A 25,433-nucleotide genomic window follows, 5' to 3' on the forward strand; every position below is an offset into this window, starting at 1 on the left:
TCATCCCTGCTCGCCTCCCAGATAGCCCATGATGGCCTGAACGTCCTTGTCGCCGCGCCCCGAGAGGTTGACGACGATCATTTGATCCGGGCTCAGCTTGGGAGCCAGCTTCGTGACTTCGGCGATGGCATGGGCCGATTCAAGCGCCGGGATTATACCTTCAGTGCGGCACAGCAGCTGCAGCGCATCCAGCGCTTCTGCATCCGTAATCGGCACATATTGGGCGCGTCCGGTATCTTTGAGATGGGCATGCTCCGGTCCGATACCGGGATAGTCCAAGCCTGCGGAGATGGAATGCGCCGGCTGTACCTGTCCATATTCATCCTGCAGCACGTAGCTGAGCGATCCCTGGAATACCCCATGCCTGCCTTTCGTCATGGTAGCCGCATGCTCCTCAGTGTCCACGCCTTTGCCTGCGGCTTCGACGCCGATTAGCTTGACCGATTCATCGCCAATGAACGGATAGAACATCCCGATCGCGTTGCTGCCGCCGCCAACAGCTGCGACGATATAGTCGGGCAGCCGGCCGGCTTCTTTTTGAATCTGCTCCCTGGTCTCATCGCCAATAATGCGCTGGAAGTCGCGTACGATCATGGGATACGGATGCGGACCTGTAACAGAACCCAAAATATAATAAGTGTCATCAACATGGCTGACCCAGTAACGCAGCGTCTCATTGCAGGCGTCCTTAAGTGTGCGGGTGCCGGACATGACCGGAATAACCTCAGCGCCCAGCAGCTTCATCCGGAACACATTCAACTCCTGCCGCTTGGTGTCCTCTTCCCCCATGAATACCTTGCATTCCAGCCCCAGAAGAGCGGCTACCGTCGCTGATGCGACACCATGCTGGCCTGCTCCGGTCTCGGCGATAATCTTGGTCTTACCCATTCGTTTGGCAAGCACGCCTTGTCCGATGGTGTTATTGATTTTATGCGCCCCTGTATGATTCAAATCCTCACGTTTTAAATAAATCCTGGCTCCGCCAAGATGCTTGGTCAGCCGCTCCGCATAAAATAACGATGTCGGACGGCCTGAATACTGGTTCAGCAAATACCGGACCTCCGCAATGAAATCCGGATCCTTGGAGTAGTGTTTGTATGCTTCTTCCAATTCGAGAAGCGCGTTCATCAATGTTTCCGGCACGTAACGTCCGCCGAATTTGCCAAAACGCCCGTTTGCATCCGGGACCTGGTTCATACGCCTTTCACCCTTTCCACAAAAAGCCTGATTTTCTCTATGTCTTTTATTCCATCCGTTTCCACTCCGCTTGACACATCAACGCCATCCGGCGAATACCGCTCAAGCAGTCCGGCGACATTATCCGGATTGAGTCCTCCCGCCACATAAAGCGGAACACCGATCCCGCGTGCCGCCTCACGATAGCGGTCTATCACCTGCCAGGCAAATGAACGGCCCGTACCGCCGCCTGCCGTGTCGATCAAGATAGCATCAACAGCGCCCCGGTAAGCCGCCAAACGGTCAGGTCCGGAAGATTGACCGTCTGCGGCCTCACCATTGCCAACCTCCCCTGAAGGAGAATTCCCCGCCTGATCGTCTTCGGTCATGCTCAGCACCTTCCATACCTCTACGCCCAGTTCCGTCTTGATTGCAGCACACAACTCCGGAGATTCTCCGCCATGGAGCTGGACAATGTCCAACGGCGCAACAGAAAGCAGATCGCGGAGTGTCATCAGGTCGGCATTGACAAAGACTCCTGCTGTCCTGGGAGCTTTACCCGCAGGCGTGCGCAGCTGGCGCACCTCATCAATAAGTTCGGCAGCCAGCTCCGGAGCAACCTGACGCCGGCTGCTGGCAAACACAAAACCGATTTCATCGACGGGCAGACCATTCATGAGTCGAATGGTTGCCGCATCGCGCAATCCGCAAATTTTCACCCGTGTACGTCTGGCCTGATTCTCTTCACCGTTCATTAATGATTCACCGGTCCCATAAGCTGCCCTACAGCCACGCCGACATCAGGCTGACGCATGAAATATTCGCCGACCAGAACGCCTTTGGCTCCTACAGCTTGCAGATAGGAAATATCCTGCGGGGATGATATGGCGCTTTCGCTGATAACTGTGACACCAGGAGGAACAAATCCTATAAGCTGCTCCGTCGTTTTCAAATCAGTGGCAAAGGTTTGCAGGTTGCGGTTGTTGATTCCGATCAGCGTCGCCTTGCCAAGTCCAAGCACCGACTCCATTTCTTCCTGATCGTGGACCTCAAAGAGGACATCAAGGCCAATCGACTTGGCCAGATCATGCAGCTCCGACAATAATGTGGGACGCAAAATAGCGGCTATCAGCAGGATGGCATCCGCGCCAATGGCACGGGTCTCATACACCTGACGGTAATCAACGATGAAATCCTTGCGCAGCAGCGGCAGCTTCACAGCGGCTCTGACCTCCGTCAGAAACTCATTGCGGCCTTGAAAATAATCCGCATCCGTGAGTACAGAAATACAGTCGGCACCCGCTTCTTCGTAGGTCCGCGCCAATTCAACGGGATGAAAATCAGGCCGGATCACCCCTTTGGAGGGCGATGCCTTCTTCACCTCCGCAATTAGACCAAGGGAACGGTTGGTTCCTGCGGCGAGCGTGCGCTCGAACCCTTTGCAGGCAGGCAGCTCGGCAATGATGCGCTCATATTCATTTATTGAAAAATGCTCGGCCAGATCATCGACTTCTTTGCGTTTGGAAGCTACGATTTTATCCAGAAACATAGGCAAGCTCTCCTGTCATTTCAATTAATTGCTGCAGCTTGGCCGCTGCCTTGCCAGAGTCAATGATGCTCTTGGCCGCCTCAACACCCGTCCGCAGCGAATCCGCAGCACCGCCCATAAACATACAGGCTCCGGCATTGGCCAGCACAATATCACGATAGGCGCCGCGCTCTTCTCCGTTAAAGACCCTTCTAATGATCGACGCGTTAACATCCGCCTCGCCGCCGACGATTTCACTCAGCTCATGCCTTGGCAAACCAAGCTCCTCCGGCGTAATCGCATAGGTATGGACGACGCCACCCTCAAGCTCCGAAATTTGGGTGGGAGCGGAAATGCTGATTTCGTCCAGCCCGTCAAAGCTGCTGACAACCATCGCCCGTTTGAGCCCCAGTTCGCCCAATACCTGAGCTACGGTTGCTGTCCGCGCCATATCGTAAAGCCCCAGCAGCTGACGGTCGGCTCCGGCCGGATTGGTGAGAGGTCCCAGCATATTGAATATGGTGCGGAACCCGAGCTCCTTCCGCGCTGCCGCCGCATGCTTCAAAGAGGGATGGTATAGCTGGGCAAACATGAAGCATATCCCGATCTCCTCCAGGCATTTTGCCGCCTGATCTGCGGACAGATTGATCTGAACGCCAAGAGCCTCCAGCACGTCCGCGCTGCCTGCTTTGCCAGACATCGCGCGGTTGCCGTGCTTGGCCACCCGAACGCCCGCAGCTGATGCGATCATCGCCGAGGCTGTGGAGATGTTGAATTTATGAATGCCGGAGCCGCCTGTTCCGCAGGTATCCAGCAGTCCCTCCTGCAGGGTTTCCACCCGGTTGGAGTGGGTGCGCATGACCTCTGCGAAGCCGGTGATTTCTTCCTTGGTCTCGCCTTTCATCCGCAAAGCGGTGACGATTGCGCCAATCTGCGGTCCTGTAGCCTCACCCTTCATAATAATGCTCATAACCGATCTCGCATCTTCACGGGACAAATCATTACCGGCAATTACCGCCGCCAGCGCGCGCTGCATCGATATCGTTTCGGTTTCCATGCTCCGCTCACCCTTTCGCATTGGCGTAATAATCCGTATTGATCATGTTCACGCCCCGCTCCGGAGCGGAGAATACCGCTTCGGCTGCGCGAACGGCCTTCAGCATCGCTTTAGCCTTGTTAATCGTCTCCACATATTCATTCTCCGGCACCGAATCCCATACAATTCCTGCCCCTGCCTGCACATAGGCCTTGCCATTCTTGAAAATAAGTGTACGAATGGTAATACAGGTGTTCAGGCTGCCGCCAAAACCGAGATACCCGATGGCCCCGGCGTAAGCGCCGCGCGCCTCGTTCTCCAGCTCTGCTATGATCTCCATAGCGCGCAGCTTCGGTGCGCCGGATACGGTGCCGGCCGGCATACAGGAGACGAATGCATCGAAGAAATCTTTATCCGGGCGCAGCTTGCCCGATACGTTCGAAACAATATGCATCACATGGGAATAGCGTTCAATATCCATATAGGCATCGCAGTGGACGCTGCCGAATTGGGATACGCGGCCGATATCGTTGCGGCCTAGATCAACAAGCATCAGATGCTCGGCCCTCTCCTTCTCATCGGCAAGAAGCTCCTGCTCTAGCAGCAGATCCTCCTCTTCCGTCTTGCCCCGCGGACGCGTACCGGCGATGGGCCTGGTCTCCACCCGATCGCCGTCCACCTTGACAAGGGCTTCGGGGGAAGTGCCGACGATGACCTCATCATCCATTTTTAAATAGTACATGTAAGGAGACGGATTCATATTACGGAGTATCCTGTATACATGCAGCGGCTCGACATCCGTTTCGATGCTGAAGCGCTGGGACAACACCACCTGGAACACATCGCCTGCGCGGATATACTCCTTGGCCTGATCCACATTTGCGATGAATTGCTCCTTCGTCAGATTGGATTCAACTTCGCCCAGATCCGGATCAGCCGGTATAGTTCCTCCTGCCATCAATGGCGCAGGCAGCGGCTGCTGAATGCGTTCAATAGCGGCCTGAATCTTCGCCAGCGTCTCTTCATAAGCCTGGGCAATGACGCTGTCTGTCGCGGCATTCGGGATATGGACATTGCCAATAACCTGAATCTGCTGCTTGAAGTGATCAAAAACGATGACCTGGTCGCAGAACATAAACTGCAGGTCGTTCATATTCATGTCATCAATACGGTGAGGCGGCAGCTTCTCATAATACTGCAGCAAGTCATAACCGAAAAATCCGATCGCTCCACCGGTGAACGGGGGCAGCTCTGCGATTGACGGACTTCTGAACGAACGCAAATGCGCCTTCAGCAGCTCGATCGGTTTATCGCGGAGAATCTGCTCCTCGCCTCTTTGCTCCACAACCATCTCGCCATTCTTGCCGCGGATGAGCATAAAGGGATCCGTGCCGATAAAGGAATATCGTGCCCATTTCACTCCGCCTTCTACGCTTTCAAGCAGGAAAGCGCGGGGTTCCCGGTAAAAATGCTGAAACAGCCGGATCGGTGTCTCGGTATCCGCCATAACATGGCGTACGATCGGGATCAAATTGTAGGTCCCTGCAAGTCGAATAACCTGCTGCAGCTCCTGATTCATGTCAATCTCTCCTCTTTTTATGAAAATAAAAAAACTCCCGCCGTAGCAGGAGTGTTCATGTCAGAAGATGGAACATGAGTGCTGGAACGCGAATTAGAGGGCGTCGTCTATTCATTACGGCCTTAAGCGGCACAGCAAATGAACGACTCATCCTGCTTGAAATCGTGTTGGTACCTCAACTACTCTCAGCTCTACTCATCTCATCTGACAACATAAACGCTGCCTTTGCTCAGCTCTGCTCTAACTATTGCATCATTCTATTCCCACACTATACACCAGGGGTTATAAATCGTCAATATGGGTTGGGTTCAATTGTGCAGAACCGGACCCTATCTGGTATTCTTGACTCTTTGCCGATTATTTATTAGTTAAATCCGGCCGGAGCGCCTGGGCGCCTCCATAATAGACATGCTCGATCTGCTTCTGCGTTTTGTCCGTGTTGACCAAGACCATCAGCCTGATGCATTTTTCCAGACTTCCCTTGACCGGTACTTCAAGCGCGCACATCAGAGGAACAAGCTCCCAGCCGGCCATCTGACGGATGGCGCTCGCCGGGAAGGTTGCGTCAAGATCATGAGTGACGGTTATGAAAACATTGCATATATCATCCGGAACCAGCGCATTGGCATTCACAATACCCTTCAGCAGCTCCAGGGTTGCTGTTAAGATAGGTCCTTCTTCATTAACATCGACTGTAATGGCACCGCGTATTCCTCGAACACTCATGCTTGAACGGCCTCCTGTTTCAATTGCTCCACGATTTCTCTTACAAGAGCCGTGGAGACGGATTTGTTGATTTCCACATGACCAATTGCAGTCGGGACAATAAAGACCATCGTGCCTTCGAGAAATTTCTTGTCATGGCTCATCGCTTCCATGATTCGATCGGTATCCAGATGCTCCGGCAGACGAACAGGCAGTCCAACCCGCGTCAACACGCGCTTCGTCACCGTCAGCACCTGTTCTGGGGCACCCAGCTTGACCGCCAGACGGGCAGAGCCTACCATACCGATGGAAATCGCTTCGCCGTGAAGCAGCTCGTTATAGCCCGCCACAGCTTCCAGCGCATGTCCGATCGTATGGCCCAGATTCAAAATCATGCGAAGATCGTTTTCCTTCTCGTCCCGGGAGACGACAGACGCTTTCACACCGCATCCTTTGTAGAGGGCATAGCCCAGCGACTCGGGATCCAGAGCGAGCAGACGATCCGCATGATCATCGCACCATTGAACAAATTCCGCGTCCCAGATCAAGCCGTGCTTGACGACTTCAGACAGACCCGCACTAACCTCGCGCGGAGGCAAGGTTTGCAGCGTATTTAAATCATAGAGGACAAGCTCTGGCTGATGAAAAGCGCCGATAATATTTTTGGCCAGCGGATGGTTGACCGCGACCTTCCCGCCGACGCTGCTGTCGTGCGCAAGTATCGTTGTTGGCACCTGTACAAATTTGACCCCTCTCATATAGGAGGCAGCCACGAAACCGGCAAGGTCCCCTACAACGCCGCCCCCAAGCGCAACAACCGTTGACTTCCGGTCAAGACCCGCCTGCAGCGCTTTGGTCATCAGCGACTCGAAAACAGAGAGTGACTTTGAACTTTCTCCTGGGGGAACAACGGCGGATGTAACCTGATAGCCGGCTTCTTGCAGAACCGCCGCAAGCTTGGCCAAATGCCGCTCCGCCACGCGTTCGTCTGTCACAATCAGCATTGGCGATTTCTTGCCGATTCCCTGCTTCGCAAACAGCTCTCCTGCCTGATCAAGCAGCCCTTCCCCGATATAGATCGGGTAGGATCGCTCTCCCAGTTCAACAGTGAGCTCACGCATCGCGCTCATTAGTAGCGCCCTACTTGAGCAAGATAGTTGTCATAATTGGCGCGAATCTCTTCCATCGAATCGCCTCCGAATTTTTCAAGGAATGCCTTGGCCACTTCCCAGGCGACAACATGCTCCATAACCACGCTGGCAGCCGGAACCGCACAGCTGTCCGAACGCTCCACCTGGGCTGTAAAGGGCTCCTTCGTATCGATATCAACACTTTGAAGAGGCTTGTAGAGCGTCGGAATAGGCTTCATAACGCCTCGCACTACTATCTGCTCGCCGCTGGTCATTCCGCCTTCGAAACCTCCCAGACGGTTGGAGGCGCGGTGGAAGCCCCTCTCCTCCGAATACATGATTTCATCATGAACCTTAGAACCTTTCATCAGCCCCGCTTCAAAGCCGATCCCGATCTCGCAGCCCTTGAAAGCATTAATCGATACAACCGCCTGGGCAATCCGTCCGTCCAGCTTGCGGTCATATTGAACATAGCTGCCCAGTCCCACAGGGACCCCTTCGACGATGCACTCGACGATACCGCCGATCGAATCGCCTTCCAGCTTGATTTGATCAATGTAGGCTGTCATCTTCGCTTCCGTTTCCTTATCCACCACACGAACCGGCGATTCCTCTGTGAGTGCAATCAGCTCATCAACCGACAAATTGTTGGCCGGGGCTTCAATCTCTCCGATCCGGATAACCTGGCCTGCAACCTTAATGCCGAAAGCAGCCAGAAACTGCCGCGCCACCGCTCCAACCGCTACACGTGCAGCCGTCTCGCGGGCGCTTGACCGCTCCAGCACATTGCGCAGATCCTTCAGATTGTATTTCAGTCCCCCGTTCAAATCGGCATGACCCGGGCGCGGACGATGAACTCTGCGCTTCTCCTCATCTCCCCCTTCGATGGGCTCGATGTTCATCACGCTTGTCCAATGCTTCCAGTCCTTGTTCTCCACGACAAGCGCAACCGGCGCTCCGGTTGTTTTGCCGTGGCGCACACCGCCTACTATGTTCGCCGTATCCTTCTCGATCTGCATGCGGCGTCCGCGGCCATGGCCCTTCTGTCTGCGATGCAGCTGAAAATTCAATTCTTCAAAATCCAATTGCAGGTTGCTTGGCAGCCCTTCAATAATAGCCGTCAGCTGCGGGCCGTGGGTCTCTCCTGCTGTCAAATAACGTAAACTCACGTTAGTGCTCCTCCTTCAAACCGAACAACGAAAATCGTCACCAGGCTTCTCTTGTTTTACGCCCAAATATCTTTGCTCATTATAGTATAGCCTTGCCGGTTTGACAAGGAATTGGAGGCGCTTGCCCGAAATACAAAAAAGCCGTCAATCGCGCTTTTGACCAAGCGTGACAGACAGCTTCTCCAACCTTTTCCCTAACTGTTAACGGATTGCTTGTCCAGCCTGACTTTCGGATCCGCCGACAAGTAAGGATCAGTCATCAATCCTGAAAGCTGGGCCATATCAATGCCAAGTATCTGTGCGCACTCCTGGACATTGATAAATCCCCGTTTGTAAGCTGCTATGACTTTCCGTTTATCCATTATGAAACCTCCAACGCCGTTTGTTTCTAATTGTTAGTATTGGAGAAATTGGAAAACGATATACCCTGCTCACAGCTTGCGGCGGTAAAAGAATGTTTCCTCGGTTTCGAAATCATACTGCGAAGGATTGAATATCTGCTCTGTGCTGCCGACAAACAGCAGTCCTCCGGGACGGAGCGCCTGCGAGAACTTGTGATAGAGCAGCTGCTTGGCTTCCTCGGTAAAATAGATCATAACATTGCGGCAAACGATAATATCAAAATGACGCTCGAAGGAATCATTCAGCAGGTTCTGTTGTTTGAATGTGATGGATTTCTTCAACCGGTCAGTTATGCCATAATGATCCGTCCCCTGCCTGGTCATATATTTTTGCAGGTAGTTCTTCGGCACATCACGGACAGACCGTTCATGATAAACGCCCGCTGCCGCCTTATCCAGAACAATCTGGTCCAGATCCGTAGCCAGAATGGAGGACCGGTCCAGCGCTCCCAGTTCAGCCGTGATCATCGAGAGCGTATAAGGCTCCTCGCCGGTGGAGCAGGCAGCGCTCCACATCTTGATGCGCCCACCGCCTTTGAGCATCTCCGGAATAAAGCGTTTCTCCATCGCTTCCCATCTGCCGGGATTCCGCCAGAACTCGGAAACATTGATGGTCATGCGATCAAGGAATTCATTCATCAGTTTAGCATCATGCTCGATTGCCTTCCAATAGGAGGCGAAGGAATCAAAGCCGTACTTCTGCCGCAGCGTTGTCAGCCGCCGCTTCATCTGCGCTTCCTTATACTGCGTCAGGTCGATATCTGTCTTGTCTTTTACTCGCTTTGAAAAAAGAACGAAATCCATATCCTCCAACCGTCATACCTCCGCTGCCTGCCATGCTCCATTAAATCCAGTTCTGAATGGTCTGCTCATACTCAATCAGCTCATCTTGTCTGAAGAAAATGCCGATCTCCCGTTCAGCACTTTCCGGTGAATCCGATCCATGAATAAGATTGAAATTCGTATGTACGGCATAGTCGGAACGAATGGTTCCGGGAGCTGCTGCGATGGAATCCGTCTTGCCGATCAGCGCACGGGCAAGAGCGATGACATTGTCCCCCTGCCAAACCATAGCAAAAACGGGACTGGACGTAATAAAATCAACAAGCGGCGGATAAAACGGCTTGCCGATATGCTCTGCGTAATGACGCTCGGCGAGCTCCGGAGTAATGCTCATGAATTTTGCTGCGACGAGTTTCAGTCCCTTGCGCTCAAAACGGGAAACGATTTCTCCGATTAATCCCCGCTGAACGCCGTCTGGTTTGACCATCAAAAATGTCTTTTCCATCATAAATTCCTCCTCGCTGATGCTAATAATTCCGTTTGGCTACAAAATGCGCGATATCCGTCAGGTTTTTCTTTGCTGGTATATCAGGCAAATCGGCAAGAGCCTGGGTCGCTTTGTTGATATAGCGGGCTGCCAGTTCCTCAGATATCCGGATTCCTGCGCTCTTACGTATAATGTTCAACGCTTTTTTCGTATCCCCTGCTCCGTCGGACTCGCGAATTTTATTTAATTCGTGAAGCAGCTGCTCCCGCCCCTGTTCCTGCAGCGCAAGCAGAACAGGCAATGTGATGTTTCCCTGTCTGATATCCGAACCGGGCGGCTTGCCAATCTGCTTCTCTGTTCCAAGCAGATCCAGCAGATCGTCCCCGATTTGAAATGCCATTCCCACATTGTAGCCAAAGCGGTACAGCCTGTTGGAGACCCCCCATTCCGCTCCCGCTGCAATAGCGCCAAGCTGGCAGCTGGTGGCGATAAGCAGCGCCGTTTTGCGGCGAATCCGCAATAAGTAATCGCGGATCGACTGTTCCGTATTGAAGAAATCGCGAATCTGCTCCATTTCACCGATACACATCTGAACCATCGCTTTGGACAAAATCTGATGGATAAGCGGATTTTTGAGCTCAGTCACAATAGTGAGCGCTTTACCAAAAATATAATCGCCCGTGTACATGGCGATCCGGTTATCCCATTTGCTTTTGACCGTCAGCTGCCCGCGGCGTGTGTCGGCATTGTCAATCACATCGTCATGAACAAGTGAAGACATGTGAATCAGTTCAAGCGAAACCGCGATTTTTTCCAGCGTTTCCAGCCGGTATTCACCGAATTTGCCGGATAGCAGCACGAATACGGGCCGGATGCGCTTGCCGCCGGCTTTCAGCAGATGGGTGGAGGTTTCGCTCAGAAGGGAGTGATCCGATGTGACGCTTTGCGCCAGCTTCCCTTCGAGAATATCAAGATCGGATTTCATTTTGGCATAGATATCAAGTAGTTTCATTCGTTCACCTGTAGGGCAGTATGATCTGCAAAAAACTCCATCCGTACATGATGGTCAAGCAGGCCAAGTGATCGGGCATATTCAAAATACAGCGACAGCCCCTTCTGCTCCTTCGTTCCAAAGTTATAGGTCAATTCCCGAAAATAGCGCTGCCAGTATTTCTCAGTTCCGCCCAACTGGGCTCTGGCTTTGCTGACTAAAGGCGCAGTGTCCGCAAGGCTGCGGCGCTTGCTGTCCGTTAATGCCTGCAGCACCTGAGATACCGCCTTCGGATATGCTGCTGCCGCAGCCTTATGCACCGCGAACAAGGCAAAGGTCATGCCAAGGCCAGTCCAGCTGCGCCATAGTTCACCAAGATCAATGACTGTAAATCCCTCACTGCGCCATGATGCCTGAATCGCCGGGTCACCGATGAGAAGAGCGGCATCCGCACTGCCCAGCATCTCGTCAAGCGAAGGGTCCATTGTAATATAGTCCGGTGAAGCCTTGTAGTACAAGGACATCAGGATTTTGAGCAAATTGACCGAAGTCGCCGAAGTGGATGTCAGAGCGATCGTCCCCTTCAGCACTTTCTCCAGCGGCTCTCTTGTAATCAGCAGTATCGAATTGACCCGTCCCGCCGCGCTGACTGATAAATCAGGCAGCAGCAGAAAGCTGTCCGCATACTGCGCATAGGCGAACGATGACATCGAGGTGATATCGATTTCTCCCCGCTGCATGGCCGTATTAAGCGCAGAGGGCACTCTCCTGTCGATAATAAAACGGTCAGCCGGCAGCTGCTCTTCGGCATAGTGAAAAATCGGCCAGACGTTCGTATAGTCAATGCGTCCGATGGTGATCGGGCGGTTCAGCCCCATGCTACTCATCTCCCCATCTTCTGTACAATTGATGTTCAATCGGCAGCTGGTCCAGTACTTTTCCCACGAGAAAGTTGACCATATCCGCGACCGTTTGCGGTCCGTTATAAAAGGCGGGCATCGCCGGAATTATTTTGACGCCAAGTCTGGCCAGGGTCAGCATATTCTCCAAATGTATCGCATGCAGCGGAGTTTCCCGCGGAACCAGCAGCAGCTTGCGCCCTTCTTTCATCATGACATCCGCCGCGCGCGACATTAAATTATTCGAGCTTCCATGCGCGATTGAAGCAAGTGTACCCATTGAGCAGGGCATCACGATCATTCCCTCGACCCGGTAAGATCCGCTGGCGATCGTGGCGCCTATGTTGGCATTAGGATGAAAAACAAGCCTGCCCTCATCAAGCTCCGCTTTGAATTTGTCTTCGAGCGCCGCTTGCCTGCGGGTAGTGTCCCATCCCAATTCTTCCTTCAGAACACGCCAGCCGGATTCCGTGACAACCAGATGAACCTCCACATCAGATGCAAGCAGAACTTCAATCAGGCGTATGCCATATACAGAGCCGCTTGCTCCCGTGATTCCGACAACCCAACGCTTGCGCACCTCCGGGGTGCCTGCGCCTACCATTGGTGAAGCACCATCAGATCGATTAGCGTAAAACCGAATAATGTGATGCTGAGCGCCCCGTTCATTGTGAAGAACGCGGTTTGGACGCGGCTTAGATCGGCAGGCTTTACAATCAGATGCTCGTAGAACAGAATGCCCAGTGCGATGACCACCCCAAGCAAATAACCCCAGCTTAAGTTGGTCATCCAGAATAAGGTAAGGAAGCCCGCAGCCGTAATCAGGTGAAAGAGACGCGCAAGCCAGAGAGCGCCTGATAGACCAAAGCGCGCGGGAATGGAATGAACGCCTTCCTTGCGGTCGAAATCGAAATCCTGGCAGGCATAGATAATATCAAATCCCGCCAGCCAGAAGGTTACCGTTCCGAAGAGAATCCATGCCGGCCACGCGAATTCTCCCGTTACCGCCACCCAGGCGCCAAGAGGGGCGAGACCGATGGTCAGTCCAAGCACCAGATGACAAAGCCAGGTGAAGCGTTTGGTGTACGAATAAAAGACCAGCATGAGAACCGCAACCGGCATCAGCTTGATGCATAAAGGATTGAGCTTCGCTGCTGCAAAAAACAAGACAATAAATGATATCGCGATAAACAGGATAACTTCTGAGGTTTTCAACAAACCTGCGGGTATGGCACGTTTCTCCGTACGCGGGTTCTTCTTGTCAATCACCCTGTCAATCACCCTGTTGAGTCCCATTGCGGCGCTTCTCGCGCCAACCATGGCAAGAAGCACCCAACCGATCTCGCTCCACTGCGGAAGCCGGTTCTCCATAACGACTGCTCCAAGCAATGCGCCAATAAAAGCAAATGGCAGGGCAAACACCGTATGCTCCACCTTGATCATTTCCAAAAAAATTCTGAATTTGCGAATCATGCTTCCTCTGTTCCCTTCGTTCCGATATGCAGCGCGGCAATACCACCAGTCAGCGGGTACGCGCGAACGTCTCGGAGACCAATCTCCCGGTATACAGCCGCCAGCTGATTTTGGTCCGGGAAAGCCTTAAGCGATTCCGGAAGCCATTTGTATTGCTCATAACGCTTGGCAAAAAGTTTGCCCAGATTCGGTAAAATACGTTCGAAATAAAAATAATAAATCGACTTGAAAGGCTGCCATACAGGCTTGGACAGCTCGAGACAGACCACTTGGCCGCCCGGCTTGACGACGCGCTGCATTTCTTTGAGCACCTGCACAAGATCCGGCACGTTGCGAAGCCCGAATCCGATGGTCGCATAATCAAACCGGTTGTCCTCGAACGGCAGTTCCATAGCGTTTCCCTGCACAAGCGAGATCTGGTTGTCCAGACTCTCCCGGTTGACTTTCTGCTGACCGACATCAAGCATATTGCGGCTGAAATCCAGCCCGAACATCTTGCCTGTCCCGCTTGCGCGCGCGAGCGCAATCGTCCAGTCGCATGTGCCGCAGCACAAGTCAACGGCCGTTGCGCCCGGTTTGACGTTCATTTTGCGCATGGTAAAGGAGCGCCATGCCTTATGTCTGCGAAAACTGAGCAGATCGTTCATCAGATCGTATTTGGGAGCGATGCTCTCAAATACAGCATGAACATGCGTCTCTTTGGAATTGGATTGCATTATCTTTGATCACCTTCTCTCGCCATGGACGGAAGCCGCAGGCATCAGCGGACGCCGGAATGATTCTCCGATCTGCAGCAGCTCGCGCACGAGCTTGTCGGACTCAAGCCTTGAAGCGGCCGCTTGAACATGCGCCACGGCGTTTTTCAATTTATCAGCCAGTTGGCTGCGTATATCATACTTGGCAAGAAGAGCGTCAACAAAAAAACTGTCAGCGGTCTTGTCGGCAAGTCCCTGCTTCTCTTCTTCGCTTCCCTCATCCAGGACATGCCAATAGCCCCAGCTGCCGCCGAAACGCTCCGGCTTCTCGCTGCGGGCCAGTTCGTCCAGAATGACCTCGCATCGGCCGAAGCCCTGCAGAAGCACCAGCCAGTCACGAACTGCTTTATCATCCAGAATGTCCGTAAAAGCCTGGAACAATTCGGTTTTCAGCTGAATGCACTGGTTCAAATAATCCTCAGCCGTCACCCGAAGCTGCTTCATCTTCACGTACAAATTCATTTTCAGCTTATTGACTTCACAAACTCCTTCGCTGATGCGCCTGATCATATCCACCTGTCCGGCTTGTGCCAGCAGATGATAAAACCGGCTGCTGAAGTAGTCCCCTGCGAGCACCTTAAGCTGGCGCGAGCGCATCTCACGTTCAGGGACATGTCCGGAATCGGAATCAATCATATCGTGGGTATCCATACCAAGCTGTACAAGAGCGGCAACCAGCGAGTAAAGCTCACTGTGCAAAAGAGGCGTGCGTTGGTTGGCCAGAAAAGCGAAAAGCAGCCGAATCCGCGAATCAGGAAACTCCGGCAGCTCCGTGTGTGTCTGAATCATCTCATGATCCGTGTACTTCTTAGCTAGTTCAGGTATTCTGTATGGTTTCATAAGGTCAAGCCTCCGGACAGATCAGCGAAAACAGTGCTGTTCTATAATCTAAATTATTATATCATTTTGTCAAGCGTTGCGCTACAAGCTACCCCCTTGTGAATGGGTTATCCAAAAGAGGGGCATCTGATTCAGTCAGCTGTCCCCAGACGGATAAGTCCTTCCTGGGATACCGACAAACGCAGCCTCTGTCTCCACTCCGGGCTTGACAGCAAATCCGTCTCTGCGAGGCCGGTCAGCTCGGTAGCCAGCCAATCATCTGTCTTCCTGACGTCGGCGGCTGCCAATACCCGCGCGGCTGACCGTGCTGTATCCCCTCCAGAGGGGATCGGCTCGACAAAACGCACCAGAACACGGTTCACGTTATCCGTCCGCACAAAGGCCAGTTCCAGCAGCCTCTGCAGATCAGCCGCCCATTCCCTGTTTTCATTGTCCCTGCCATCCACGACCAAATCTATCGAGAGAGCAGCCTGGTTCCAGGCTACTTTCCTGATCGCAAGCGACAGCTGCAGACCGATCATGGAATCGACCAGATTTCCGCTGGTCAATTGCTTGATGGGCATCAATCGAAAAACGGCTATATCTCCGCTGCGCTGCGGCATGTCCTGCCGGAAATGAGGAAGTGCGGTTAAAAGAACGGTTATTGCCAGTGTTACCGCTGATGCAAGGATAAGCCTCTTCCATACGGACATGCTGCAACGCCTCCGCAACCAGAATGGTCTTCTCCTTACATTGTACAAACTAAAAAAGCAGGCTATGCCTGCTTTTACAATTAGTCTTCGGTGTCGACGGTTCCGTACTTTGTCAGAACAGTGGCTTTTCCGCGGATTTTGATCGCTGACGTATGATCGGTAAACTGGCAGATGAGCACTTCACCCTTGTCCAGCTTCTCGGTGTGATGAAATTTTGTATCCTGTCCGCGTGTGAGTCCGATTACTTGCACGCCCTGGGCTTTCGCTTTTACGACGATGTAATCCCCATGCAAATCACTCATAGAACCGTCCTCCTTGAATTTAAAAAACCGCCTCCCGAACGAAAGCGCTCAAGGGCAGCAGTTTATGGTTAGTCGTATAAAATGGTCGGGTGTACCGGATTTGAACTGGCGACCTCTACCACCCCAAGGTAGCGCTCTACCAAGCTGAGCTAACACCCGCCATGAATCGGGTCAGTACAAGCATCTTTCAGACACTTTCAAGACTGCACCCGTCAACCGCAAAGCCCAGTTTACTGGAATTAGAAGGGATTGTCAATAGGGATTTCTCTTTGAAAAACGCCCGAATGCTAACAAGCATCCGGGCGCCATCAGCGGCAGTGCCGCGCTATTATTTGGAGACTAGGTCTTTAAGCGATTTACCTGCTTTAAAGCTCGGGATTTTGCTGGCCGGGATATCAATCTCCTGACCCGTTTGCGGGTTGCGGCCTTTACGGGCTTCGCGGCTTTTCACCTCGAAGTTTCCGAATCCGACAAGCTGTACTTTATCTCCGCCTTGCAGCGAATCCGAGATGGCATCAAATACAGCGTCAACCGCTTTGGATGCATCCTTCTTGGAAAGCTCAGTCAACTCGGCTACCTTGGCAATCAGTTCCGTTTTGTTCAATTCTTTCACCTCCCCTTAAGTGCAGTTCATAAGCACATCAATATCATTCTGTTTTACCGAAACCTGAGAAATTATACCTGCAGGCTGTAGTAAAGATGAATTTGCTGTCCTTTTCGTAAGATAAGAGCCAGCTTGCCGCACACTTGAAATCAAAATTTGGATAAGTGTGCAACTCCTGCATACTGTACGACGAACAGATTTATAGTAATACAGCGTCTATATAATTTCAAGTGGGAGGGCGGTTTTCCCATGGAAACCATGGGTTTTTTATGTTTTTTTGCGGTTTAAGTGCACAAATGTAACAGCCAGAGCGAGCACAAGCACACAACCTTTCACAATATCATTGGTATAATATTGCAGGTTCATCATGGTCATCCCATTGAGCAGCACTCCGATCAGCACCGATCCAATGAACGTTCCGATCACATTCGGGCGTCCCGCGCCGAGCACGGAATAACCGACAAAAACCGCCGCCACCGCTTCCATCAAGACGGAGGATCCCGCGTCGATTTGGCCTGTTCCGACCCTGGCCGAGAACAGAATGCCGCCAACAGCCGCGAACAAGCCCGAAGCGACATAAGCCGCGGTGCGGATCCGTTTGACCCGAACGCCCGACAGCCTTGCGGCTTCTTCATTGCCGCCGGTCATTTGCATTTGACGTCCCCAGCGCGTGTAAGTGAAGAACACATGCACGCCTGCTACGGCGATCACCATGAGGATGACCGGAATCGGGATTCCCAGCCATTTGCCCTGTCCCAGCCACAGGAAATCCTCCCGAAATACGCCGGGAGCCGTCGTTCCATCGGTCAGCTGCATATTGTTGTAAATGGAGTAGCCCTTGGTGAACGTTTTATGAACGCCCGCCACAATATACATGATAGCCAGTGTCGCGAGCAGATCCGGAATCCGGATTCTGACGATCAGCAGGGCATTGATCAGCCCTACCATAACACCGATAAGCAAAGGAAATACAATGACCACGATCAACGGCTGCTCATACCAAACCATCAGGGCTGCGGAGACAACCGTCGTAAGCGACACCGTGGAGCCTACCGAAAGGTCAAAGCCGTCCACAGTCAGCGAGAACGTGACGCCGATTGCAACGAAAGTAACGATCGAGATGGAACGTAAAATATCCGTTATGTTGCTGTAGGTAAAAAAGTGCTCATTCCAAAAAGAAAAAAACAGGATGACGATACCTATAACCATTATAGAGCCGTATTTAAAAATAAAATCCATCGGTTTGCTGATCATGCTGTACCTTCTCCTCCCCCGCTGGCATAGTAGAGCAATTGCTCTTGGGTCGTTTCTCCCCGCCCAAAGGAAGCTACAATCCGTCCATCATACATAACCAGAATACGATCGGCAATACCCAGCGCCTCTGAGAACTCGCATGTTAAATAAACAATTCCCCTGCCCTGCTGCGCCAATTCCCCTATGATGCGGAAAATATCGCTTTTGGCGCCAATATCGACGCCTTTTGTCGGTTCATCAAACAAAAACACGTCTACCCCAGCATTCAGCCATTTGCCGATTGCCACCTTTTGCTGATTGCCCCCGCTTAAATACATCGTTTTCTGGGCGGGAGACGGCGTCTTGATGCCCAAACGGCTGATCACCGATGAAGCATTGCCCTGTTCTCCTGAGCCGGAGAGAAACCCGAAACGCGAAAGCAGCTTCAGAATCGGCAGACTGAGATTGCGCTGCACCGACTCAGAGACAAGAATCCCCTGACTGCGCCGCTCTTCGGGTACCAGCGCGATACCTCCGTTTATGGCCGTGGCCGGCTGGGAGAGATTCATCCTGGTTCCATTGACGCGGACTTCGCCGGAATCGACGGCATCTGCGCCAAACAGAAGCCGGGAAAGCTCCGTCTTGCCTGCGCCGACAAGTCCGACAATCGCAACGATTTCCCCCTTCTTCACCGAGAAGCTGACATCTTGCACAGTACGTGATGCTGTCATACGTGATGCTGTCAAGCCTTTCACTTCGAGCACAACTGATCCGATTTCTGCCTCCGCTTTGGGGAATTCCTGCTCGAAGCTTCGCCCGAGCATTGCCTGAATGACGCCGTCCATATCGGTTTCCTGCTTGTCCTCCGTAAGTACGCGCTCGCCGTCGCGCATGACAGTAATCCGGTCGCACATCTCGAACACTTCCGGCAGACGGTGGGTAATGAAAATACAACCGATGCCGTCGTCCCTCAGTTGCCTCATAACACGGAACAACCGCTCAGCCTCTTCAAGGCTGAGCGGTGCAGTCGGTTCGTCGAAAATGACAAACTTTGCTTGTTCGGTGAGCAGGCGTGCGACAAGGACAAGCTGTTTCTCGGCCAGGGTCAGTTCACTGACCCGTTTGCGGACCGGTATAGGAGAGTCGAGGCGCCGCAGAACGGCCTCCGCCTCCTGATGGAAGGCTTTCCAGCCAAGAAAGTGGCGGCTTCCCGGCGAAGATATGCGGTCAAGCATAATATTCTCCGTAACGGTCAGATGCGGAACCAGTGCCGTATCGACCTCCTGGTAGACGCAATGGATGCCGCTTGCTTTGGCATCCCCTGGCGTCCGGACCTGGATTGCCTTGCCGTCTATTTCGATAGAGCCGGAATCCGATGTATAAGCACCTGAAAGAATTTTCATCAAGGTGCTTTTACCCGCTCCGTTCGCGCCCAGCAGAGCGTGAATTTCACCTGACCGAACTTCAAAATCTACCTCTTTGAGCGCATGCACACCGGCAAAGGATTTGCCGATGCCGCGCATAATCAAACTGCTGCTGTACCCCATGCTGCACTTCCTTGTCTGCTCATTCGCCTGCGTCATGCAAACGGGCTATTATTTTGCAGCTGAAGCTTCAAGCTCCTTCAACGTATCGGTATAACCTTGATCGTTGCTGCCCCAACCTTCAACATATTGGCTAAGCTGCGATGTACTTACTTTCTCCGGGAGAGCAGGCAAATCCTCACGTTTGACCATGGAAGGAGTGAGGACAACTGTCTCATCCGTTTGATCTCCGTTGAATTTTTGATACAAATAACGGACTTGAACGCTGCCGATCGAGATCGGATCTACGGCTGCGGAAGCGACCCAGGGACTGGCCGTATCTTGAATCATTTGAAGATCCTCATCGCTCATATCGATACCGTATACTTTAATTTCTGTACGTCCAGCCTGCTGGATTGCGCGCGAAGCGCCTTTGGCAAACTCATCCCATGCTGCCCATACCGCTGTTATATCGCCTTTGTTCGGAAATTTCTTCAGAACGGCTTCCATTTGCGATTGTGCATCCATGGCTGGATTGTTGGCATTACCGAAAGCGGAGATTTGCTTGATGTCCGGATTGCTTTCCATAAACGCCTTATAAGCGACTTCACGGCGTTCCATAGGGGCAAAGCCGGCTACCCACACTTTAACGATGCTGCCTTTACCGCCAATATCTTCGGACATTTTGTTCAAGGTCATTTCCGACATTTTCTGGTCATCCTGCTGAAGGACCGTTACGCCCGGAATTTTGATATCCGCGTCGAAAACGACGACTTGAATGTTCTGCTCAAGAGCCTTTTTGATGCCGGCTTCAAGCGCACCGGCTTGTCCATGATCGATCAAAATCCCGTCGAAGCCTTGGTTGACGGCCGCATCCAGGTTGGAGGACATTTTGGCAAGATCATTATCCGATGCGAACACCTGCACCTCGCCGCCGAATTTGGCTGCTTGATCCTTGACGCCCTGAATATATTGCGACGAGAACGTTCCTGTATTAAACTGCATTATAAGGGCAATTTTCTTGCCTTTGAGTGCATCCAGGTCTTTGGAATCATTTGTTGTGCCGGCTTCATTGGCTTGGTTAGCCTCGCCAGTCTGGTTCGTTGCATTGTCCGCGGTCTGGTTCGCTGCATTGCTGCCGTTATTTGTACTCTCGTTTGTTTTGTTGCCGCAAGCGCTCAGCACGACCATCAGAGCAACCGCCAGCAGCATAATAGTTACTTTTCCCCATTGTTTCATCTTCTCTTTCTCCTCCTGCTAACTCTTTCTATTTTTCATAATGATTATAATATCATGCTTTCCTACTATGTCAATCGGAATTAATAACCTATATGTAGAGATTATCCTTATATCTGTAAAAACGAGAAAAGAGACACGCCTGAGCGTGCCTCCAGCCTTGATTTTGGACTATAAAATGATGGCAATCAATCCGCCTGAGCCCTCGTTGATAATACGTCCGAGTGTCTCCTGGAGCTTGTAGCGGGCATTATCCGGCATCATCGCGATTTTGCCCTGAATGCCCTCGCGCACGATGGAGTGCAGCGAGCGGCCAAATATGTCGGATTCCCAAATCTTTATCGGGTCATTCTCAAAGTCCTGCATCAAATACCGGACCAGCTCTTCACTTTGCTTCTCCGTACCGATGATCGGCGCGAATTCAGATTCCACATCGACACGGATCATATGAATGGATGGCGCCGTCGCTTTCAGCCGGACGCCGAATCTTGAGCCTTGACGGATCAGCTCCGGCTCGTCGAGTGCCATTTCCGCCAGAGATGGGGCTGCTATGCCGTAGCCGGTAGTTTTCACCATCTCCAGCGCTTCGGCGAACCGGTCATATTCTCGCTTCGCGTGGGCGAATTCCTGCATCAGCTGCAGCAGATGGTCCTTCCCGCGAATCTCCACGCCTACAACTTCCATCAGGATTTGATCATACAGCTCATCCGGCGCATAGAGGTCAATTTCCGCGACCCCTTGGCCCATATTCATGCCGCTCAGGCCCGCTCTCGCAATAAATTCATAATCCATGAACTGCGAAACGACGCGGTCCACATCACGCAAACGGCGGATATCCTTAACCGTATCGCGAACGGAATTCTCATAGTTGCTGCGCAGCCAGTGCTGATCGTTCAGCACCATGACCCAGCTTGGAAGATTGACATTGACTTCATGCACCGGGAACTCATAGAGCACTTCGCGGAGCACCGACATGACATCTTCCTCGCCCATCGTGGCTACACTGAGCGTCATCACCGGAATATCATATTTGGCCTGCAGCTCGCTCCGAAGCTGAATAGCTTCGTCACTGCGCGGACGTGTGGAGTTCACAATGAGGACGAAGGGCTTGCCTACCTCCTTCAGCTCCTCAATAACGCGCTCTTCCGCTTCAACATAGGAGCTGCGGGGAATTTCGGCAATCGTACCGTCAGTCGTCACGACGACACCAAGGGTGGAATGCTCCTGGATAACTTTTCGTGTGCCAATTTCCGCTGCTTCCTGGAAAGGAATCGGCTCGTCGAACCAAGGCGTCGTGATCATCCGCGGACCGTTCTCGTCCTCGTAGCCTTTTGCCCCGTTTACGGCGTAACCTACACAATCCACCAGACGGATGTTGACATCAAGCCCTTCTGCCACACGAAGCTGAACGGCTTGATTAGGCACGAATTTTGGTTCCGTTGTCATGATTGTCTTGCCCGCTGCGCTCTGCGGCAGCTCATCAATTGCTCTTACCCGATCGGCGTCGTTCGTGATGTTTGGCAGAACAACCGTCTCCATGAACCGCTTGATGAAGGTTGATTTGCCTGTGCGGACCGCACCGACGACGCCGAGGTAAATATCCCCGCCGGTTCGTTCGGCTATGTCCTTGAAAATGTCCACTTTCTCCACTGAATATCCCCTCCCAATCGAATTTCGCCTGTACATGGACGTACCGTTACTGCCGCGTATCCTCCTGCTGTGTAGCCGCCTGTGTCCGCCGCCTTCCGCCGTCTTTTCGGAGCAGGCCAGCGACGCAACTCGTACATGATTTTGGACTAGTAATAGCTTATTGCGCGTTCGTCCCAATTATGACGACTTGCTGATGAAATCTTTCGATTTGCTTCCTTGGCATCTTCGCCTCTGGTCCTTCCAATGAATGAGGTATATGAGAGAAAGAACGCTGCTATGCCTTGAACATAAAAAAATCCCCCCTGCGCCTGCCCGGGGCACAAGGGGGACATGTATTCTCGTGTACAGCCGTTCACTCGAGGACCGCTTGCGGTTCCCCATTAATGAGATGATACACCGGAGACTTGACCGGCACGAAATCCGCATTGTTGACCAGCAGCCCGCGCAGGTCCTGCGCGGGTGCGATGCTCTTGCCTCCAGCCTTCTCAATGGCCTGCATGATATCGCTTCCGTAGTCAATGTACACATTTCCTTTGGCATCCATCAGCGTGTATAATGTCTGGCCTGTGAACATGCTGCGGATTACAGGCTCTTTCACAGCAAGCTTCTTATAATCAATGCGGACAAAACCCGGATAGGCCTCATCTGACGATGGGAGCTCGCCATTATGTCCACTTCTATAAGTTTTAACCGCTGCCTGGACATCATTGACTTGTTGATAGATTACCAGATTCATGAGCTTCACCGTCGGATCGGTCTCCTCGTTAATGATAAGGTAGTAATAGCTTCCTCCCTTCTCATAAGCGGTCTCCGGAATGCTCGTTAAGTAATTCATTCTTTGCAGCTTCGCAAAATCAATCAAATATTTTTCATAAATCGGCGTATCTTGATCACTATTTTGAATCGGGAGCAGTCCCGTATCTTTCTGATATTGGTCTATTACCGTCTGCACATTCAGGATGGCATCCTTGGCCGGCTGCTTAGCCAGCTGGTCATCCGGGTAAAGACAGCCAGGCAACATAATAATCATTGCCAGCAAAGTAATCATAGCAGCTGCGCTTCTTGTTCCTTGTCTAATCATAGTGCCTCCTGAGCGTTATAGCTTGCTGCCGTAACCGGTCTCAAGCATGAATCCTGCGCCTACCAGAGCTTATCTTCCTCCGCCTGACGCATTAACTGTTTCCTGACCGCTGCGCGAAGCGGATCTTCGGGTAATTCTACAACCGCTTTACCGATAATTTTAGCCTGACAAGCGAGCCTTGTGCCCTCGGCTTCAAGTCCCCCGAGCTTATACCGTTCATTATTCTGCATGGGAGACAGACCGCTTCCGTTTTGCGCTACGACCTTGCACATCAGGCAGGAGGCTTTCCCGTCGCATCTCGTACGTACCGGGATACCGAAACGGCGGGCGGCGTCCAGCACCGTTGTCCCTGCCCGAACCGATACGGTACGTTCCGAAGGAAGAAACGTGATGTCTACATTCATAGCGGCCCCTCGTTTCTGGAGATTCCAATAAGATCGTGTATGGCGCCAATTGATGATCCGCTTAGTTGATTTGCCGCCTCAATGGCTTCAAAAGCTTCCAGGTGAACTGCGGGCTCAGCGCGCACCGCCACGGCGATGAGTGCCACCCTGTCAAAACGCTCACGCAGCAGATTGAACCACATCTCATGCGCCAAGGGAACAATGCCGATGGCGGTACCTTTGACAGATAGGGTAAGCTGCCGGGGCGCAAGCACTTGAGTGACCTGCACGGCATAACGGTCCTCACGTGATGTAATGACAAAGCCACCGACCAACTCGACCGGAACCCCTTCGATGAGATAATGGCTGAGCACCGAACGGTAGATTCCGCTAACGCTTACCTGCTGCTGATCCGTGGCGTAGCTCTGGAGCATCTCATGCAGCCGCAACGCATCGCTTTCATCCGCATAAATATCCAGATCGCGCGGGGGGTTATCGAGCTTGATGCCCCTGAGCAGCAGGCCCGCGCTTCCTCCAGTCAGCCACGTGGCATTGGCGGAAAGGCCCGCTTCCGCGATGATGGACAATACAGACAGCAGGTTACTCTCGTTCAGCAACAAAAAGCACTTCCTTCAAATTAAAAATAAGTCCGGTTCTCCGCTTTGATAGCAGCATCAGCCGATTTTACTACCGCCTGACAGCCAAGCCGGTAGCCCTCATCGAATTCCTGGGGCTCCAAACGGTTCCATTCTTCATCTGTGACATCTTCAAGGAATTCTCCGCCTTCTATAACGAGGCATCTGCATCGCGCGCAAGTGCCGCGCGTACAGGAGAATCCCCAATCCAGATTGTGCTTCAGCGCGATATCCAGCAAGGACAGTCCTGCCTCAGCCTCTACGCGAATTGATTTCGTCAAACCTTTTAGTTCTAACATATGCAAACCCTACTTCCTTTCGACATTGCAAACTGTACCCCTCGGCTCTTTATGTAATCGAAATTAATCCGAGAAATCCGCCAATCACCAAGAGCAAAAAAGCAAAAGAAGAAACCAGCATCTTAAACACGCCCTTGGTCTTGTACCTTGCCAGAGTGATCAGTACCGCAGCTATTGCCATAAGCCCGATCCCCACAAAAGAAACCCACATTTTCATCATCGGATCCATATTGCATGTCGCCACCTTGTCCACCAAATAGTCGCTTCATTATACCATTAGTGTACTTTGCTCTGCTACTTTCAGGTTTAATTAGCAGGTTGCAAACAACGGACCCAAAAAAATAAGGATCTCGGCGCTGGCGGCTCGCTGCGGTAGCTTCGCCGCCTGCGCCTTGCGCTTCAATCCTCATTTTACTTCTTAAGCATCATTTTCATCAGCATTTCCATGCTTGACGTGTTCATTCCGCTCTTCTTAACGGCACCGATAATATCGTTGACCGTTTTATCCGTAACCGGCACCTTGGCCATAGCCGATACGGACTTGATAAGCTTGCGCAGCTCATCTTCATCCTGCAATGTATTGGCTGTTACATTGCTGGCCAGCTTTTTAACTGCATTCTCCGTTATCGGTTTACCGGTCTTTTTGTTGACCGCATTAAGAACGTCTTTGGAAAGATTATTTTTATCGCTCAATTTTTCCCCTCCTACAAGAGTTTACGAAGTAAACTCACCTCGCAAGCACAGGGTTAGTTTACGAAATAAACCCACCTCGCAAGCGTATGCCCAGTTTACGAAACGTAAGCTTACTTCGAAAGCAAAAGCTTGCTTTCCTCGTATCATATG

At 52.2% G+C, this 25,433-nt stretch carries 30 protein-coding genes and 1 tRNA gene; all 31 read right to left on the bottom strand.

Features of this window, described 5'->3' with window-relative positions:
- Complete coding sequence (gene trpB / locus AC0YNV_RS09790; protein ID WP_210041393.1) at positions 1-1,197, bottom strand: tryptophan synthase subunit beta; 1,197 nt, start codon at positions 1,195-1,197, stop codon at positions 1-3.
- Positions 1,194-1,931: a phosphoribosylanthranilate isomerase gene (locus AC0YNV_RS09795; protein WP_475767879.1), complete on the bottom strand. Its 738-nt coding sequence runs from the start codon at positions 1,929-1,931 to the stop codon at positions 1,194-1,196. Before AC0YNV_RS09795 ends, trpB begins: the two co-directional genes overlap by 4 nt.
- The gene (gene trpC, locus AC0YNV_RS09800; RefSeq protein WP_475767881.1) at positions 1,931-2,725 is read right to left on the bottom strand and encodes an indole-3-glycerol phosphate synthase TrpC; all 795 of its coding nucleotides are present in this window, start codon (positions 2,723-2,725) and stop codon (positions 1,931-1,933) included. Before trpC ends, AC0YNV_RS09795 begins: the two co-directional genes overlap by 1 nt.
- The gene (gene trpD, locus AC0YNV_RS09805) at positions 2,712-3,761 is read right to left on the bottom strand and encodes an anthranilate phosphoribosyltransferase (RefSeq protein WP_475767883.1); all 1,050 of its coding nucleotides are present in this window, start codon (positions 3,759-3,761) and stop codon (positions 2,712-2,714) included. The genes trpC and trpD overlap by 14 nt, the downstream gene beginning before the upstream one ends.
- Before the next feature lie 7 nt (positions 3,762-3,768).
- Complete coding sequence (gene trpE / locus AC0YNV_RS09810) at positions 3,769-5,319, bottom strand: anthranilate synthase component I (protein WP_210041401.1); 1,551 nt, start codon at positions 5,317-5,319, stop codon at positions 3,769-3,771.
- Between the two features lie 357 nt (positions 5,320-5,676).
- On the bottom strand, positions 5,677-6,045 hold the full coding sequence (aroH, locus tag AC0YNV_RS09815; RefSeq protein ID WP_210041403.1) for a chorismate mutase: 369 nt from the start codon (positions 6,043-6,045) through the stop codon (positions 5,677-5,679).
- On the bottom strand, positions 6,042-7,145 hold the full coding sequence (gene aroB, locus AC0YNV_RS09820; RefSeq protein WP_475768410.1) for a 3-dehydroquinate synthase: 1,104 nt from the start codon (positions 7,143-7,145) through the stop codon (positions 6,042-6,044). Before aroB ends, aroH begins: the two co-directional genes overlap by 4 nt.
- An 8-nt stretch (positions 7,146-7,153) precedes the next feature.
- A complete protein-coding gene (gene aroC / locus AC0YNV_RS09825) occupies positions 7,154-8,323 on the bottom strand; it encodes a chorismate synthase (protein WP_475767885.1) in 1,170 nt (389 codons plus the stop codon).
- Positions 8,324-8,517: 194 nt separating this feature from the next.
- On the bottom strand, positions 8,518-8,685 hold the full coding sequence (locus AC0YNV_RS09830) for a hypothetical protein (RefSeq protein ID WP_210041407.1): 168 nt from the start codon (positions 8,683-8,685) through the stop codon (positions 8,518-8,520).
- A 69-nt stretch (positions 8,686-8,754) separates the two neighbouring features.
- Positions 8,755-9,537 (bottom strand): CheR family methyltransferase, encoded by a 783-nt coding sequence (locus AC0YNV_RS09835; RefSeq protein WP_475767888.1) that lies wholly within the window; start codon positions 9,535-9,537, stop codon positions 8,755-8,757.
- A 31-nt stretch (positions 9,538-9,568) separates the two neighbouring features.
- Complete coding sequence (gene ndk / locus AC0YNV_RS09840; RefSeq protein ID WP_210042265.1) at positions 9,569-10,012, bottom strand: nucleoside-diphosphate kinase; 444 nt, start codon at positions 10,010-10,012, stop codon at positions 9,569-9,571.
- A gap of 22 nt (positions 10,013-10,034) precedes the next feature.
- The gene (locus AC0YNV_RS09845) at positions 10,035-11,006 is read right to left on the bottom strand and encodes a polyprenyl synthetase family protein (RefSeq protein ID WP_475767890.1); all 972 of its coding nucleotides are present in this window, start codon (positions 11,004-11,006) and stop codon (positions 10,035-10,037) included.
- A complete protein-coding gene (locus AC0YNV_RS09850) occupies positions 11,003-11,863 on the bottom strand; it encodes a menaquinone biosynthesis protein (protein WP_475767892.1) in 861 nt (286 codons plus the stop codon). The genes AC0YNV_RS09845 and AC0YNV_RS09850 overlap by 4 nt, the downstream gene beginning before the upstream one ends.
- Position 11,864: 1 nt before the next feature.
- On the bottom strand, positions 11,865-12,488 hold the full coding sequence (locus tag AC0YNV_RS09855) for a UbiX family flavin prenyltransferase (protein ID WP_210041432.1): 624 nt from the start codon (positions 12,486-12,488) through the stop codon (positions 11,865-11,867).
- On the bottom strand, positions 12,482-13,357 hold the full coding sequence (locus AC0YNV_RS09860) for a UbiA-like polyprenyltransferase (protein WP_475767894.1): 876 nt from the start codon (positions 13,355-13,357) through the stop codon (positions 12,482-12,484). The genes AC0YNV_RS09855 and AC0YNV_RS09860 overlap by 7 nt, the downstream gene beginning before the upstream one ends.
- Positions 13,354-14,073, bottom strand: coding sequence for a demethylmenaquinone methyltransferase (locus AC0YNV_RS09865; protein WP_475767896.1), 720 nt, complete (start codon positions 14,071-14,073; stop codon positions 13,354-13,356). Before AC0YNV_RS09865 ends, AC0YNV_RS09860 begins: the two co-directional genes overlap by 4 nt.
- A 9-nt stretch (positions 14,074-14,082) precedes the next feature.
- Positions 14,083-14,952, bottom strand: a complete 870-nt coding sequence (locus AC0YNV_RS09870) for a heptaprenyl diphosphate synthase component 1 (RefSeq protein ID WP_210041445.1) — start codon at positions 14,950-14,952, stop codon at positions 14,083-14,085.
- A 131-nt stretch (positions 14,953-15,083) separates the two neighbouring features.
- A complete protein-coding gene (locus AC0YNV_RS09875) occupies positions 15,084-15,644 on the bottom strand; it encodes a hypothetical protein (RefSeq protein ID WP_475767898.1) in 561 nt (186 codons plus the stop codon).
- A gap of 80 nt (positions 15,645-15,724) precedes the next feature.
- A complete protein-coding gene (mtrB, locus tag AC0YNV_RS09880) occupies positions 15,725-15,946 on the bottom strand; it encodes a trp RNA-binding attenuation protein MtrB (RefSeq protein ID WP_210041449.1) in 222 nt (73 codons plus the stop codon).
- Positions 15,947-16,028: 82 nt separating this feature from the next.
- Positions 16,029-16,105 (bottom strand) — tRNA-Pro (locus AC0YNV_RS09885).
- 169 nt (positions 16,106-16,274) lie between these two features.
- Positions 16,275-16,550, bottom strand: a complete 276-nt coding sequence (locus AC0YNV_RS09890) for an HU family DNA-binding protein (protein ID WP_210041451.1) — start codon at positions 16,548-16,550, stop codon at positions 16,275-16,277.
- Positions 16,551-16,817: 267 nt separating this feature from the next.
- Positions 16,818-17,804, bottom strand: coding sequence for an ABC transporter permease (locus AC0YNV_RS09895; protein ID WP_475767901.1), 987 nt, complete (start codon positions 17,802-17,804; stop codon positions 16,818-16,820).
- Positions 17,801-19,330 (bottom strand): sugar ABC transporter ATP-binding protein, encoded by a 1,530-nt coding sequence (locus tag AC0YNV_RS09900; protein WP_475767903.1) that lies wholly within the window; start codon positions 19,328-19,330, stop codon positions 17,801-17,803. The genes AC0YNV_RS09895 and AC0YNV_RS09900 overlap by 4 nt, the downstream gene beginning before the upstream one ends.
- Positions 19,331-19,378: 48 nt before the next feature.
- Positions 19,379-20,545 (bottom strand): sugar ABC transporter substrate-binding protein, encoded by a 1,167-nt coding sequence (locus AC0YNV_RS09905; RefSeq protein ID WP_475767905.1) that lies wholly within the window; start codon positions 20,543-20,545, stop codon positions 19,379-19,381.
- Positions 20,546-20,713: 168 nt separating this feature from the next.
- Entirely contained in the window at positions 20,714-22,192 is a 1,479-nt protein-coding gene (gene spoIVA / locus AC0YNV_RS09910) for a stage IV sporulation protein A (protein ID WP_475767907.1), read from the bottom strand.
- 352 nt (positions 22,193-22,544) lie between these two features.
- On the bottom strand, positions 22,545-23,273 hold the full coding sequence (locus AC0YNV_RS09915) for a hypothetical protein (protein WP_475767909.1): 729 nt from the start codon (positions 23,271-23,273) through the stop codon (positions 22,545-22,547).
- A gap of 59 nt (positions 23,274-23,332) precedes the next feature.
- Positions 23,333-23,677, bottom strand: a complete 345-nt coding sequence (locus AC0YNV_RS09920) for a 2Fe-2S iron-sulfur cluster-binding protein (protein ID WP_475767910.1) — start codon at positions 23,675-23,677, stop codon at positions 23,333-23,335.
- Positions 23,674-24,273, bottom strand: coding sequence for a nucleotidyltransferase family protein (locus AC0YNV_RS09925; RefSeq protein WP_475767912.1), 600 nt, complete (start codon positions 24,271-24,273; stop codon positions 23,674-23,676). The genes AC0YNV_RS09920 and AC0YNV_RS09925 overlap by 4 nt, the downstream gene beginning before the upstream one ends.
- Before the next feature lie 20 nt (positions 24,274-24,293).
- Positions 24,294-24,590, bottom strand: coding sequence for a 2Fe-2S iron-sulfur cluster-binding protein (locus AC0YNV_RS09930; RefSeq protein WP_475767914.1), 297 nt, complete (start codon positions 24,588-24,590; stop codon positions 24,294-24,296).
- A 49-nt stretch (positions 24,591-24,639) separates the two neighbouring features.
- Complete coding sequence (locus AC0YNV_RS09935) at positions 24,640-24,819, bottom strand: DUF2768 family protein (RefSeq protein WP_210041485.1); 180 nt, start codon at positions 24,817-24,819, stop codon at positions 24,640-24,642.
- A gap of 182 nt (positions 24,820-25,001) precedes the next feature.
- Positions 25,002-25,283: a stage VI sporulation protein F gene (locus tag AC0YNV_RS09940; RefSeq protein ID WP_210041494.1), complete on the bottom strand. Its 282-nt coding sequence runs from the start codon at positions 25,281-25,283 to the stop codon at positions 25,002-25,004.
- Positions 25,284-25,433: the final 150 nt, after the last annotated feature.

The sequence above is a fragment of the Paenibacillus sp. JT31N11 genome, assembly GCF_056269285.1.

Bases quoted from the DNA above. Each gene is read 5' to 3' on its own strand.
- trpB (WP_210041393.1), bottom strand. From the start codon at position 1,197: ATGAACCAGGTCCCGGATGCAAACGGGCGTTTTGGCAAATTCGGCGGA.
- AC0YNV_RS09795 (WP_475767879.1), bottom strand. From the start codon at position 1,931: ATGAACGGTGAAGAGAATCAGGCCAGACGTACACGGGTGAAAATTTGC.
- trpC (WP_475767881.1), bottom strand. From the start codon at position 2,725: ATGTTTCTGGATAAAATCGTAGCTTCCAAACGCAAAGAAGTCGATGAT.
- trpD (WP_475767883.1), bottom strand. From the start codon at position 3,761: ATGGAAACCGAAACGATATCGATGCAGCGCGCGCTGGCGGCGGTAATT.
- trpE (WP_210041401.1), bottom strand. From the start codon at position 5,319: ATGAATCAGGAGCTGCAGCAGGTTATTCGACTTGCAGGGACCTACAAT.
- aroH (WP_210041403.1), bottom strand. From the start codon at position 6,045: ATGAGTGTTCGAGGAATACGCGGTGCCATTACAGTCGATGTTAATGAA.
- aroB (WP_475768410.1), bottom strand. From the start codon at position 7,145: ATGCGTGAGCTCACTGTTGAACTGGGAGAGCGATCCTACCCGATCTAT.
- AC0YNV_RS09830 (WP_210041407.1), bottom strand. From the start codon at position 8,685: ATGGATAAACGGAAAGTCATAGCAGCTTACAAACGGGGATTTATCAAT.
- ndk (WP_210042265.1), bottom strand. From the start codon at position 10,012: ATGGAAAAGACATTTTTGATGGTCAAACCAGACGGCGTTCAGCGGGGA.
- AC0YNV_RS09845 (WP_475767890.1), bottom strand. From the start codon at position 11,006: ATGAAACTACTTGATATCTATGCCAAAATGAAATCCGATCTTGATATT.
- AC0YNV_RS09850 (WP_475767892.1), bottom strand. From the start codon at position 11,863: ATGGGGCTGAACCGCCCGATCACCATCGGACGCATTGACTATACGAAC.
- AC0YNV_RS09855 (WP_210041432.1), bottom strand. From the start codon at position 12,488: ATGGTAGGCGCAGGCACCCCGGAGGTGCGCAAGCGTTGGGTTGTCGGA.
- AC0YNV_RS09860 (WP_475767894.1), bottom strand. From the start codon at position 13,357: ATGATTCGCAAATTCAGAATTTTTTTGGAAATGATCAAGGTGGAGCAT.
- AC0YNV_RS09865 (WP_475767896.1), bottom strand. From the start codon at position 14,073: ATGCAATCCAATTCCAAAGAGACGCATGTTCATGCTGTATTTGAGAGC.
- AC0YNV_RS09870 (WP_210041445.1), bottom strand. From the start codon at position 14,952: ATGAAACCATACAGAATACCTGAACTAGCTAAGAAGTACACGGATCAT.
- AC0YNV_RS09875 (WP_475767898.1), bottom strand. From the start codon at position 15,644: ATGTCCGTATGGAAGAGGCTTATCCTTGCATCAGCGGTAACACTGGCA.
- mtrB (WP_210041449.1), bottom strand. From the start codon at position 15,946: ATGAGTGATTTGCATGGGGATTACATCGTCGTAAAAGCGAAAGCCCAG.
- AC0YNV_RS09895 (WP_475767901.1), bottom strand. From the start codon at position 17,804: ATGATCAGCAAACCGATGGATTTTATTTTTAAATACGGCTCTATAATG.
- AC0YNV_RS09900 (WP_475767903.1), bottom strand. From the start codon at position 19,330: ATGGGGTACAGCAGCAGTTTGATTATGCGCGGCATCGGCAAATCCTTT.
- AC0YNV_RS09905 (WP_475767905.1), bottom strand. From the start codon at position 20,545: ATGAAACAATGGGGAAAAGTAACTATTATGCTGCTGGCGGTTGCTCTG.
- AC0YNV_RS09915 (WP_475767909.1), bottom strand. From the start codon at position 23,273: ATGATTAGACAAGGAACAAGAAGCGCAGCTGCTATGATTACTTTGCTG.
- AC0YNV_RS09920 (WP_475767910.1), bottom strand. From the start codon at position 23,677: ATGAATGTAGACATCACGTTTCTTCCTTCGGAACGTACCGTATCGGTT.
- AC0YNV_RS09930 (WP_475767914.1), bottom strand. From the start codon at position 24,590: ATGTTAGAACTAAAAGGTTTGACGAAATCAATTCGCGTAGAGGCTGAG.
- AC0YNV_RS09935 (WP_210041485.1), bottom strand. From the start codon at position 24,819: ATGGATCCGATGATGAAAATGTGGGTTTCTTTTGTGGGGATCGGGCTT.